The sequence below is a fragment of the Nonomuraea sp. NPDC050556 genome (genome assembly GCF_044457355.1).
Classification (GTDB): domain Bacteria; phylum Actinomycetota; class Actinomycetes; order Streptosporangiales; family Streptosporangiaceae; genus Nonomuraea.
Genome location: NZ_JBITGU010000003.1, coordinates 245,650 through 257,617, shown reverse-complemented (window position 1 = coordinate 257,617; position 11,968 = coordinate 245,650). Strand labels below are relative to the sequence as shown.

Sequence of the window (11,968 nt, the reverse complement as noted above, 5' to 3'; positions counted from 1 at the left end):
CGTTCCAGTGATGTCATGTGACACATTACTGGCGTTCACCTGCTCCACGCCAGCCATTCGCTCACCAGGACCCCTTTTGAACGTTCATATCGGCTATCTCGACTTCGCCAGGGTCGGTCCGATCGCGCCGGAGGTCGTCGCGACGCTCGCCGACGCCGCCGCCCTGCTGTCCCGCGACCCCGCCGCCGCCCTGGCGAGGCTGGAGCGGACCGCAGCCGGTGCGCGGCAGAGCGCGGCGCGCCTGCTCAGGTGCGCGGTGCACGAGGTGGCCTTCGCCTCCTCCACCAGCCACGGCCTGTTCGCCGCTGCGGCAGCGCTGCGCGCCGACGGCGTGGTCCTGGTACGGCGGGGCGAGTTCCCCGCCAACGTGGTGCCCTGGCTGCGCATGCAGGAGCTCGGCGGGCTGCGGGTGCGCTGGATCGACGCCGCGCACGTCACGCCCGACGTCGTGCGGGCGCATCTGGACGGCGAGGTGCGCGCGCTCACGGTGAGCGCGGTGGACGCGTTCACCGGGCACAGGCCCGCGCTGGGCGCCCTCAAGGACGTGCTCGGCCCGGACAGGACGCTGGTCGTCGACGCCATCCAGGGGCTGGGCGCCGTGCCGCTGGAGGTGGAGGCGGCCGACGTGCTGGCCAGCGGGGGCCAGAAGTGGCTGCGCGCCGGATGGGGCGCGGCACTGCTGATGGTCCGCGACCGCGCCGCCGACCGACTCCACCCCGCCCTCGGCGGCTGGTCCGGCCTCCGGAACCCCTTCAGCTCTCTTGAGGAGGCGCGAGGGGCTGTGGCACACACGATGACCAACCCCGACCTCCAAGCCGTCGCCGCCCTGGGAACCGCCATCGACCTGGTGCTCACCACGGGCGAGAAGACCATCGGCTCCCGCATCGCCGCCACCCTCGACGCGCTGCTCGAAGCGGCCGCGAGCGCGGGCGCGGAGGTGGCGGTCGCCGACGACCGGGCGGGGATCGCCCGGCTGCGCCACCGGGGCCGCGATCCGGCCCGCCTGCACGACGCCATGACCGCGGCCGGGCTCACCACCACCCTGCGCGACGGCTGGATCCGCCTCTCCCCGCACGCCACCACCCCGGCCACCGCAGCGGCCCTCCTGACCCAAGCACTGCACACCACAGACAAGGACACCCCATGATCAACCGTCGAGGAGCCCTCGCGCTCGGACTCTCCGCCGCCCTGGCGCTGACCGCCTGCGGAGCCAAGGAGAACGCCCAGCAGAGCGGTCCCGTGAAGATCACCGTCTGGAGCTGGAAGCCCGCCTCGGACGGCCTGGCCGCCATCGCCAAGGACTTCGAGAAGGCCAACCCGAACGTCAAGGTCAACGTCCAGGCGGTCGGCAACCCGGCCATCTGGGACAAGATCACCATCGGCATGGCGGCGGGCGGCAAGGGCCTGGGCGACGTGCTGCACATCGGCATCGACTACCTGCCCGGCTACATGGACAAGTTCCCCGGCGGCCTGGCCGACCTGCGCAAGCTCGGCGCCGACAAGTACAAGGACGCCTTCGCCAAGGGCCTGTGGCCGACGGTCACCGGCAAGGACGGCGGCGTCTACGCGATGCCGTGGGAGGTCAACCCGGCGGGCTTCTTCTTCCGCGAGGACCTGTTCAAGAAGGCAGGCGTCGACCCGGCGACCGTCCAGACCTGGGACGACGCCATCGAGGCGGGCAAGAAGATCAAGGAGAAGACGGGGGCCTTCCTGATCGGGCTGAACAAGTCCGCCGCCCGCGGCGCCGACATGGACTTCTACCAGTCGCTGCTCCAGCAGCAGGGCGCCTTCTACTTCGACCAGAAGGGCGACGTCACGCTCAACTCGGCGGCAGCCGTACAGGCCATGACGATCATCAAGAAGATGAACGACGCCGGGATCGTCGGCGACATCAGTGGCGAGGGCTCCTTCAAGCAGCTCGTGAGCAGCAACAAGCTCGCTGCGCTGCCGTGGCCGGCGTGGGCGGCCAGCTACATCCCGGAGATGCGCCCGGAGCAGAAGGGGTTGTGGCGGGTCATGCAGCCTCCTGCGGTGACGGCAGGCGGTAAGCGGACCGCGATCGTGAACTCCACCCACCTGGCGGTCTCGGGCACCAGCCCGCACCAGAAGGAGGCGTTCGCGTTCGTGGAGTACGCGCTGACCAGGCCCGAGGTGATCAACAAGGTCTTCAAGGAGGGCGGTGTGTTCCCCGCGCTGACCTCGGCGTACGCGGACCCGATGTTCACCGCGCCGACCGACTTCTACGGCGGGCAGCCCGCGCTGAAGACGTTCGTCGACTCGCTCACCGAGGGCGCCGACGCGACCTACTACTCGGGCGACTACGCCAGGGCGCTCAAGATCGCCAGTGACGCGCAGACCAAGGTGCTGATCAAGGGCGCGGACCCGGCCGGCGCGCTGACCGAGGCCGCCACCCTGCTGGCCCAGCAGACGAACAGGAAGCTCGCCGGATGAGCGTGGCCCTGCCCAGGCGGGGGCACAAAGCGGAAACACGGCGCTTCAGAGGGATCACCCGCCGCAACATCCCCTATTTCCTGATCCTGCCTGCCGTACTCGGGTTCGTGGTCTTCAAGGGCTATCCGATCCTGGCCGCGATGTACATCAGCCTGACCACGGGCGCGGGCGCGGCCACCGAGTTCGTCGGCCTGGACAACTACGTCAGGCTCGTCAACGACCCGCTGTTCTGGACCGCGTTGTGGAACACCGGCCTGATCCTGGTCGTCCAGGTGCCGATCATGCTGGTCCTGGCCCTGCTGCTGGCGCTCGGCCTCAACTCGGCCTTCGTACGGCTGCGCGCGGTCTGGCGGCTCGGCGTCTTCATGCCGAGCCTGACCGGGCTGGTCGCCTACGGCGTGATGTTCTCGGTGATCCTCAACAAGGACACCGGCCTGCTCAACTGGGCGCTCAGCCTCGTCGGGGTGGACGCCATCGACTGGCTTGGCTCGCCGTTCTGGGCGCGCATCGCCATCGTCATCGCCCTGACCTGGCACTACACCGGCTACACCGCGGTGATCTACCTGGCAGGGCTGCAGAGCATCGCCAAGGAGCTCTACGAGGCGGCCATGGTCGACGGCGCGGGCGCGGTGCGCAGGTTCCTGTCGATCACGGTCCCGCAGTTGCGGCCGATCCTGGCGCTGACCGTGGTGCTGTCCACGATCGGCACGCTGCAGCTGTTCGACGAGCCGTTCGTGCTGACCGGCGGCGGGCCGGACAACGCCACGCTGACGATCTCGCTCTACCTCTACCAGAACGGCTTCCGCTACTTCGACTTCGGTTACGCGGCCGCCATCGCCTACGCGCTGACGCTGATCGTGGCCGGGTTCGGCATCGCGCAGATGAGGATGCAGAAGAAATGAAGGGCTGGACGCTGACTTTCGTGCTGGCCGTGGTCTTCGGCCTGTCGGTAGGGCCGTTCTACTGGCTGGCGATGGCCGCCACGCACACCAACTCCGACATCTTCGGCTGGCCGCCGAAGTTCCTGCCCGGCGACCAGCTCGGGGTCAACACGGCCAAGCTGGAGGAGTCGATCGGCCTGGTGCAGGTGCTGGGCAACACGTTGTTCGTGGCGGTCGCGCAGACGGCCGGGGCGATCGTGGTGTCGCTGCTCGCCGGTTACGCCTTCGCCAAGTTCGAGTTCAAGGGGCGCAACGCGTTCTTCCTGCTGCTGCTGTCGACGCTGGTCATCCCGGGCGGCGTCACCATCATCCCGATCTTCCAGATGATGAACGACATCGGGCTGATCGACAGCTTCCCCGCGCTGATCCTGCCGAGCCTGTCGGTGCCGTTCGGGATCTTCCTGATGCGCCAGTCGCTGCTGGCCGTACCCGACGAGCTGCTGGACGCGGCGCGGGTGGACGGCGCCGGTGAGCTGCGGGTGCTGTGGCGGGTGGTCATCCCGGTGATGCGGCCGGTGATCGCGGCGCTGGCGGTCTTCCTGTTCCTCGGCGCGTGGAACGACTTCCTGTGGCCGCTCATCGCGCTGCGCTCGCCCGAGATGTACACGCTGCCGGTCGCGCTGGCCACGCTGCAGGGGCTGGCCAGGACCGACTTCGGCCAGGTCATGGTGGGCACGGCGATCTCGTCGCTGCCGATGATGGTCCTCTTCCTCGTCCTCCAGAGACAGTTCATCTCCGGCCTGCTGGCCGGTGCTACGAAGGGATAGACATGCAGGTGTGGGAGCCGTACGCGCTCGGTGAGAACGAGACGGCCGTACGGGCGGGGGTCCTCGACCTGAGAGTCGCGGGCGAGGCCCGCGTGATCGAGCTCGGCGACGACGTCTGGGTGGTCGACGCGCCGGAGGCGACGGCCGTGCAGTGGCGGGTGCCGTGCGTGGACGTCACCGCGTTCTGGACGCCGGGCAGCGGCACCGCGTGGGTGCCGCCGATCTGGAACGCGCCGATGACCGCCAGGCTGAGCGCGGGTTCTCCGGTGGTCAGCCTGGTCGGCACGGGCAGCGCCAACGTGTGCACGGTGGCGCTGGCCGAGTCTGTGGCGCCGGTGAGCTTCACCGGCGGGGTGATCGAGGAGACGGGCGAGTTCGTGTTCACCGCCCAGGGCGACGGGCTACGGCTGCGGCTCGACCTGTCGAGGCGGCCGTTCTCCACGGCGCTGGCCGACGTGGCCGCCTGGTGGGGGCTGGGCAGGCACCTGCCGCCGACGCCGCACAGGGCCAGGCTGCCGGTGTACTCGACGTGGTACAGCATGCACCAGGACGTCAGCGAGGCGTCGGTGGAGCTGCAGGCCGGGCTGTCGAGGGAGCTGGGCTGCGAGACGATCATCGTGGACGACGGCTGGCAGACCGCCGACCGGGCGCGTGGTTACGCGTTCTGCGGCGACTGGGAGCCGAACCAGGCAACATTCCCCGATATTTCGAAGCATGTGGCGAAGGTTCAGGGCATGGGGATGGCCTACATGCTCTGGTACGCCATCCCGTTCGTCGGCAAGCACAACGCCGCCTTCGAGCGGTTCGACGGCAAGTTCCTGCGCTACCTCGACCACATGGACGCCGCCGTCCTCGACCCGCGCTACCCCGAGGTCAGGCAGTTCCTCACCGACCGGCTCGCCCAGGCGGTAGAGGCGTGGGGCATGGACGGCCTGAAGATCGACTTCGTGGACCGCTTCGCCACGCCCGGCGGCGACCCGGCTCCGGCCGACGGCATGGACTGCGACGAGGTCGACGAGGGCGTGCGGCGGCTGCTGCACGACCTCGACGTACGGCTGCGCCGTACCAAGCCCGACGTCCTCATCGAGCACCGGCAGCCCTACACCGGCCCGGGGCTGTGGCCCTACGCGAACATGGTCAGGGCCATGGACTGCCCGCTCAGCCCGCAGGAGAACCGGCAGCGCACGGTCGACCTGCGGCTGGTCGCCGGGCCTGTCGCGGTGCACTCCGACATGATCCTGTGGCACCGCGACGAGCCAGCCGAGCAGGTCGCGGTGCACCTGATCAACGCGCTGTTCTCCGTACCGCAGATCTCGGTCGACCTGGCCGCGCAGACGCCCGAGCAGCTCGCGGCCGTCAGGTTCTGGCTGGGGTTCTTCCGCGAGCACCTGGACACGCTCCAGCTCGGCGCGCTGGAGGCGGTCCAGCCCGAGCACGGCTACCCCCTCGTGCGGGCCTACGATGAGCAGACCACGATCATCGCCAGGTTCGCCGCGATCCCGGTGGACGTCCCGGAGACGGGCGAGCTGCTGGTCGCCAACGCCGACCCGGACACCCGCGTGGTCCTGTTCGGGACGGGCGAGGTGCTGGTGGAGGTGTTCGACTGCGGCGGCGCGCCGGTCTCGGCCGGTAGCCTGCGGCTGGAGGGCGCCGGCGTGGCGGAGGTTCCCAGGGGCGGGCTGCTGAAGGTGGGGAGAGGCTGAGGTGTCGACACGCCTGACCATCGAGGACGTCGCCAGGGCGGCAGGCGTGTCGCGTCAGACGATCTCCAACGCGCTCAACGCGCCGCACCGGCTCAAGGCGGAGACGCTGGAGCGGGTCAGCGCGGTGATCGAGGAGCTCGGTTACCGCCCCGACCAGTCGGCGCGCAGCCTCAAGTCGGGCACCAGGCGGATCATCGCCTACCTGACGCCGGAGGACGATCCGGCCAACCCCAACCCGCTGATGGGCGGCTTCCTCGAAGCCGTCGTCGCGGCGGCGGGCGAGGTCGGCTACCGCATCCTGCTGCTGCGCCCCAGGCCGGGGCAGAGCCAGGAGCAGGCGATCGACGAGCTGGTCGCGGCGCGCACGGTGGACGGGTTCCTGCTGTCGGACATACTGCGCGACGACGCGCGGGTGGCGCACCTGGCCGCGCAGGGGGTGCCGTTCGCCGCCTTCGGCAGGACGGCGCCCGGCCACCCGCAGACCTGGGTGGACGTGGACAGCGTCCAGGCGGTGATCGACCTGGTCGGCCTGCTGGCGGCCAGGGGCCACCGGCGGGTCGCCTTCCTCGGCTCCAGCACCGGGCAGCCGTGGATGGACGACAGGCGCGAGGGGTTCCTGGCGGGCGTGCGCAGGCACGGCATGTCCGGCCAGGAGTTCTCGGTGCCCGGCGACGACCCGGCGGGGATAGTGACGGCGACGCGGGCGATGCTGACGGCGCGCAACCGGCCGACCGGGCTGGTCGCCGGGGGCGACTGGCTGGCGCTGGGCGTCTACGCGGCGGCCAGGGCAGAGGGGCTGGAGATCGGCAGGGACCTGGCGCTGGTGTCCTTCGACGACCTGCCGGTGACCGCCTTCCTGCAACCGGCACTGACGACCGTACGGCTGCCGCTGCGCCGGATCGCCGAGGCGCTGGTCAGCCGGTTGCTGCAGATCGTCGAGGAGGGCGTGACGCCGCAGGCCGGGCTGCTCCTGCCGGGCGAACCGGTGATCAGGGAGAGCCTCGGTTAACGGCCGGACAGCTCGCGGGCGGCTTTACCGGTCGGACAGCTCGTCGACGGCGGCGCGCACGTCGTCGCTGGTGATCGTGGTCAGCTCGGCGGAGCTCGCGGATCCGCCGAGCGCGGCCAGCCGCACGTCGCGCCGCATCGCCGCGCGTTCGAGGAGCGACCTGGCGAAGCGGCCGTTGCCGAGCCTGTCGATCCTGCGCGCCGCGCAGACCGCGACGAACTGGCTGTAGAGGGTGTCCACCGCCTCCTCGTCGAACCGGTCTCCCGAGAGGGCGGCCAGCTTGATCGCGATCTCCGTCAGCTCCTCGGCCGAGTAGGAGGGGAAGGCGATGCGCTGGTTGAACCGGCTGGCCAACCCGGGGTTGGTGGACAGGAACCCGTCCATCTCCCGCTCGTAGCCCGCGATCACCACGACGAGCCGGTCGCGCTCGTCCTCGGCGCGCTTCAGCAGCGTCTGCACCGCCTCGTTGCCGAACGCGTCGCCGCCCGAGTAGCCGGGGTTGACCAGGCTGTAGGCCTCGTCGATGAACAGCACCCCGCCCAGCGCCCGGTCGACCAGCTCGTTGGTCTTGATCGCGGTGGAGCCCAGGTGCTGGCCGACGAGGTCGGCGCGCTGGGCTTCGACGACGTCGGGCCTGGCCAGCAGGCCGAGGGCGGCGAAGATGCGGCCGATGACCCGGGCGACCGTGGTCTTGCCGGTTCCCGGCGGGCCGACGAAGACGAAGTGCCGCATCTGCGGCGGAGTGGGCAGGCCGCGCTCCTGGCGCATCCTGGCCACCTGGAGCTGCGCGGCGATGGCGTGCACCTGGCGCTTGACCGGCGCGAGGCCCGCCATCGCGTCGAGGTCGGCCAGCGCCTCCTCCAGCGTCGGCGTGGCCGCGTAGCCGCGGAAGCGCGCCGTGAGCTCGTTGAACGCCTTGGTCAGGTCGGCCGTCGTGGTCGTGACCAGGTCTTCCGTGGTCGGGGTGCCGCCCGCGCCGACGACGCGCACGTCGCGGGCCTGCGCTGCCGCCTCGACCAGGCTGCGGACGAACCGCGCGTTGCCCAGCTCGTCGACCAGGCCGCGGCGCTGCACGTCCTCGAACAGGCCGAGCAGCGCGGGCTTGGCGTCGGCGCCCATGCGGTCGCCGCGCCGCTTCTGCTGCAGGTCGGTGATCTCCAGCAGCTCGCCGGGCGAGTAGCTGGGGAACCGTACGCGGGTGGCGAACCGGCTGGACAGCCCCGGGTTGGAGGACAGGAACGCCGTCATCTCCTGCTCGTATCCGGCCAGGATGATGATGAGTCGCTCGCGGTCGTCCTCGGCCCGCTTCAACAAGGTCTGTACGGCTTCCGCCCCGAACCTGTCCGCCTGCCCGTCGGAGGTGTTGACCAGGCTGTAGGCCTCGTCGATGAACAGCACCCCGCCGATGGCCCGGTCGACCAGCTCGTTGGTCTTGATCGCGGTGGCGCCGAGGAACTCCCCCACCAGGTCGGCGCGCTGCGCCTCGACCACGTAGGGCGTTTCGAGCAGGCCGAACGCGTAGAAGATCTTGGCGACGGTACGGGCCACGCTGGTCTTGCCCGTGCCGGGCGGGCCGACGAACACGAAGTGCCTGGTGGGCCGGTCGGCGGTGTATCCCGCCTCGGCGCGCAGCCTGGAGGCCTCGATCGAGGCGGCGATGGAGCGCACCTGCTCCTTGACCGGCGCGAGGCCGATCATGCTCTCCAGCTCCGAGAGCGCGTCCTCCACCGAGATGGGCGGCGGCGGCCCCGACCGGTCGGGCGCGGACAGGTCGCGCTGTCCCTCCCGCACCCGGACCCTGACCTGCTCCTCGGCGCTCAGCTCCGCCTTGGCCCGGCGCGCGACGACGAACCGGTAGACGAGCGCGGCAGCGGCGGCGGCAGCCGCGCCCCAGAGCCCGGCGGCCGTGGAGACCGGCGTCAGCACTGCGGCCAGGACGCCGGCGGGCACGAGCGCCATCAGCGTGGTGAGCCACGGCGGCACCCAGCGGATCAGGTGGGCGGCCCCCGCCACGGCGATGCCGAGCAGCCCCATCAGCGTCAGCGACATGGCCTGCTGGACGGCGAGCGGCAGCAGAGCGCCGTACCCGGCCAGCACCAGCAGCGTCGCGGCGGCGCGCGGGAAGCGCAGCGCGAGGGCGACGAAGCAGAGCGACAAGAAGGTGATGAGGAAGGTCGGAACCAGATCCCAGCCGAGCGCGGCGCCCACGCCGACCGTGCCGACGAGCACCACGCCGAACATCACCCGGCGCATTACGGGTGGAAGGTGGAAATAGCGCAACCGCACCTGTTCGAACAGATCCCGCGCGGCGGCACGCGCCGCCGGCCGGGCCCTGTCAGAGTCCTGCATCACGCCTCCCCGGTCCGCCCCCGGTTATACCGTACGAGACAGGCGATTGGGCGTGCCTGACACGCTCATGAGGCGCGGATGAACGACGCGATGTGCCGGGCGAGTTCCGTTCCCGCATCTTCCTGAAGGAAATGTCCCGCGCCACTGATCACCGGGTGGGCCAGACCGCCCGCTCCCGCCATGGTCTTCATGAGGATCGGGGCCATGCCGCCGGTGATGGGGTCTCCGTCGGAGAAGGCGACGAGGAAGGGCAGCTCCAGCGTGGTGAGGATCTGCCAGGCAGCGCGGTTGGCCGGGGCGGACGGGTCGTCCGGCGTGTGCGGCACGAGGCTCGGCATCGCCCGCGGGCCCGCCTTGTAGCTCTCGTCGGGGAAGGGCGCGTCGTAGGCGGCGCGCACCTCGGGCGGCAGCTCCGTCTTGCACCCCGCCTGGACGAAGCGCGGGATGTCCACTTCTGGCGCGGAGAGCATCGCGTCCTTGAACCGGTGCCACACCTCGGGCATGGGAATGTCACCCGTCGGCAAGCCGGTGTTGGCCGCGACGACCCTGGCGAACCGCTCCGGGTGCTCGGCGACGAGCCTGAGGCCGATCAGCCCGCCCCAGTCCTGGCCCACCACGGTGATCCGGTCGAGCGCGAGGGCGTCGAGGAGCAGCGCGCGGGTCCACTCGACGTGCCTGGCGTAGGTGTGGTCGGCGATCTCGGCGGGTTTGTCGGAGCGGCCGAACCCGACGAGGTCGGGCGCGATCACCCGCAGGCCGGCCGAGGCCAGCTCCCTGATGACGGTGCGGTAGAGGAAGGACCAGGAGGGTTCGCCGTGCAGCAGCACCACCGGGCTGCCGTCCGGCCGGCCCGCCTCGACGTAGGCCATGCGCAGCGTCCCGCCCTCGCCGTCCGGCACGTCGGCGTAGCTGGGCGCGTAGGGGAAGTCGGGGAGATGGGCGAACCGCTCGTCCGGAGTACGAAGGATGCGCATAGAACAAGATTCTAACGACGCTGGTGCCGGCCCGGATATTCACCCACCACCACAGTTTTGGGGGTGACGCGCAGCATGTCGGCGTCGGCGACCGCGATCCCGCGCACCTCCACCCAGAACCGGCGCTGCAGCGGGTCGGCGGCGAAGACCGCCACCCTCGGGTCGCGTTCCACCGCCGCCCATGCCTCCTCCCCCGCGATGAGCCTGAGTTGGCCGTTGGAGCTGACCGAGGTGACCGCGCCGACGGCCATCGTCCTGGGGCCGAGGTCGTCGGCGTAGGCGAGCACGACGCCCCTGGCGTACGCGAAGGCCTGCCTGACCTCGGGGCTCAGCCCTGCTGGCGGTCTGAGGTCGCCGTCGCCGCCGTCCTCGACCATGGCCAGCGAGGGCCGCCAGGGTCCTGGCGCCCCGCGCCACCAGGCCCGTACGGCCCGCACCACGAACACCGCGCCCACCGCCGCCAGGGCGATCAGCCCGGCGCGCCAGGCGACAGCAAGCCCGAGCAGACCGCCCGCCGTACACGCCACGCAGGCGAGCACGAGCAGCAGCGCGGCGGCCACCAGCCACCGGTCCCCCACCGGACGCGCCCGTCGCCGCGCCCCCACCAGCAGGTACGGCACGCCGAGCGCCAGCACGGCCAGGCGCGGCCCGGCCAGGAACGCCACGCCCACGACGAGCACGAGGAGGGTCCAGGCGCGGCAGAGAACGATCCACAGCGTGACCCCGACGTCGCGCCGCGCCGTGCGCTCGCCGTACGCCCTGGTGAACTGGGTGAGCGCGGGCAGCGGCCGCCCGCGCCAGGTCTCGGCAAGCACCCGGACCCCGGCCAGCGCGGGCCAGCCGAACAGGACGATTCCCGCCAGCCCCGCCCAGAGCGGGTCGAGCACCGGCGTCAGGTCGCCCGGCGGCACGACGGGCAGCAACAACCACGCGACGTAGGCGACCAGCGCGACGACCGTGGAGGCCACGGCAGCGCCGAGCCACGGGTCGCGGCCGAGCATCGCGGGCACGAAGGACCACGAGCCCACCGCGCGCGCCTGACGGACGGTGACCCCGGCGAGCAGCAGGAGCGCGAGGAACCCGCCGAGCCTGGCCTCCATCCCCCGGTCGAGGACCAGCGTGGCGACGCCGACCAGGGCGGTGGCGAGGGCGGTGAGCAGGCGGGCCTGCCTGGTCCACACCTCCAGCGCGCGCCTGGCCCGCCCGGTCTCGCGCGGGTCGACGGGCCAGGCCGGGTCGTGGTGGGTCTTGGGCCGGTCCCAGCGCAGGCGGGTCAGCCCCAGGTTGACGCGGGCCGCCGGATGGTCGTCGCGCAGGGCGAGCGCGGCCAGGTAGGAGCGCTCGGCCGCGGCGTGGTCGCCGCGCAGCAGGGCCAGGTCGCCGGTCAGGACGTGCGGGTCCGGCTCCTCCGGCGCGTAGAGACCGGCGAGTTCCGCCTGCATGACCGCCTCGTCCCACTGTCCAGGCAGGCGGCGCAGGACCGAGGCGAGGCGCAGGCGGGCGTGCCAGGATCCGGGGGCCAGCCGTACGGCTTCGCGGGCGTCGGGAAGGGCGTCGAGGTCGCGGCCCAGGCGCTGGAGGGCGGCGCTGATGAGGCGGTGCGCCCACTCGCCGGCCGGATCGAGGCGCTCCGCGGCGCGTGCGGCGTCCAGTGCCGCCTCGGCCCGGTCGCCCGCGAGGTGTTCCAGGGCCAGGACGCACCAGTCACGGGGATTGTCGGGATCACCATCACTGGTCATTTTGTCCGCCCCCCACCACCTCCATGATCAGCGAG

9 protein-coding genes are annotated in these 11,968 nt (G+C 71.4%); 6 read left to right on the top strand and 3 right to left on the bottom strand.

Translation table 11 applies throughout. From position 1 onward, the window contains the following. Positions 1-76: 76 nt before the first annotated feature. From ACIBG8_RS30300 to ACIBG8_RS30275, 6 genes are read left to right on the top strand one after another with little or no spacing between them, the layout of a single operon-like run. A complete protein-coding gene (locus ACIBG8_RS30300) occupies positions 77-1,147 on the top strand; it encodes an aminotransferase class V-fold PLP-dependent enzyme (protein WP_397346421.1) in 1,071 nt (356 codons plus the stop codon). Continuing rightward, the gene (locus tag ACIBG8_RS30295; RefSeq protein WP_397346420.1) at positions 1,144-2,451 is read left to right on the top strand and encodes an ABC transporter substrate-binding protein; all 1,308 of its coding nucleotides are present in this window, start codon (positions 1,144-1,146) and stop codon (positions 2,449-2,451) included. The genes ACIBG8_RS30300 and ACIBG8_RS30295 overlap by 4 nt, the downstream gene beginning before the upstream one ends. Beyond that, positions 2,448-3,353, top strand: coding sequence for a carbohydrate ABC transporter permease (locus tag ACIBG8_RS30290; RefSeq protein ID WP_397346419.1), 906 nt, complete (start codon positions 2,448-2,450; stop codon positions 3,351-3,353). Before ACIBG8_RS30295 ends, ACIBG8_RS30290 begins: the two co-directional genes overlap by 4 nt. Next, a complete protein-coding gene (locus ACIBG8_RS30285; protein ID WP_397346418.1) occupies positions 3,350-4,159 on the top strand; it encodes a carbohydrate ABC transporter permease in 810 nt (269 codons plus the stop codon). The genes ACIBG8_RS30290 and ACIBG8_RS30285 overlap by 4 nt, the downstream gene beginning before the upstream one ends. A gap of 2 nt (positions 4,160-4,161) precedes the next feature. Further along, positions 4,162-5,862: a glycoside hydrolase family 36 protein gene (locus ACIBG8_RS30280; protein WP_397346417.1), complete on the top strand. Its 1,701-nt coding sequence runs from the start codon at positions 4,162-4,164 to the stop codon at positions 5,860-5,862. A gap of 1 nt (position 5,863) precedes the next feature. Next, a complete protein-coding gene (locus ACIBG8_RS30275; protein ID WP_397346416.1) occupies positions 5,864-6,871 on the top strand; it encodes a LacI family DNA-binding transcriptional regulator in 1,008 nt (335 codons plus the stop codon). Positions 6,872-6,895: 24 nt separating this feature from the next. On the opposite strand, the gene ACIBG8_RS30270 is transcribed toward ACIBG8_RS30275, so the two are convergent. The 3 genes from ACIBG8_RS30270 to ACIBG8_RS30260 form a co-directional block, all read right to left on the bottom strand. Next, entirely contained in the window at positions 6,896-9,220 is a 2,325-nt protein-coding gene (locus ACIBG8_RS30270) for an AAA family ATPase (protein ID WP_397346415.1), read from the bottom strand. 65 nt (positions 9,221-9,285) lie between these two features. Then, the gene (locus ACIBG8_RS30265) at positions 9,286-10,194 is read right to left on the bottom strand and encodes a haloalkane dehalogenase (RefSeq protein WP_397346414.1); all 909 of its coding nucleotides are present in this window, start codon (positions 10,192-10,194) and stop codon (positions 9,286-9,288) included. Between the two features lie 11 nt (positions 10,195-10,205). Beyond that, a complete protein-coding gene (locus ACIBG8_RS30260; protein WP_397346413.1) occupies positions 10,206-11,933 on the bottom strand; it encodes a tetratricopeptide repeat protein in 1,728 nt (575 codons plus the stop codon). Positions 11,934-11,968: the final 35 nt, after the last annotated feature.

What these genes read in the sequence shown, in the direction of transcription:
- ACIBG8_RS30270 (WP_397346415.1), bottom strand. Translation starts at nt 9,220, where the DNA reads ATGCAGGACTCTGACAGGGCCCGGCCGGCGGCGCGTGCCGCCGCGCGG.
- ACIBG8_RS30280 (WP_397346417.1), top strand. Translation starts at nt 4,162, where the DNA reads ATGCAGGTGTGGGAGCCGTACGCGCTCGGTGAGAACGAGACGGCCGTA.
- ACIBG8_RS30260 (WP_397346413.1), bottom strand. Translation starts at nt 11,933, where the DNA reads ATGACCAGTGATGGTGATCCCGACAATCCCCGTGACTGGTGCGTCCTG.
- ACIBG8_RS30290 (WP_397346419.1), top strand. Translation starts at nt 2,448, where the DNA reads ATGAGCGTGGCCCTGCCCAGGCGGGGGCACAAAGCGGAAACACGGCGC.
- ACIBG8_RS30295 (WP_397346420.1), top strand. Translation starts at nt 1,144, where the DNA reads ATGATCAACCGTCGAGGAGCCCTCGCGCTCGGACTCTCCGCCGCCCTG.
- ACIBG8_RS30265 (WP_397346414.1), bottom strand. Translation starts at nt 10,194, where the DNA reads ATGCGCATCCTTCGTACTCCGGACGAGCGGTTCGCCCATCTCCCCGAC.
- ACIBG8_RS30285 (WP_397346418.1), top strand. Translation starts at nt 3,350, where the DNA reads ATGAAGGGCTGGACGCTGACTTTCGTGCTGGCCGTGGTCTTCGGCCTG.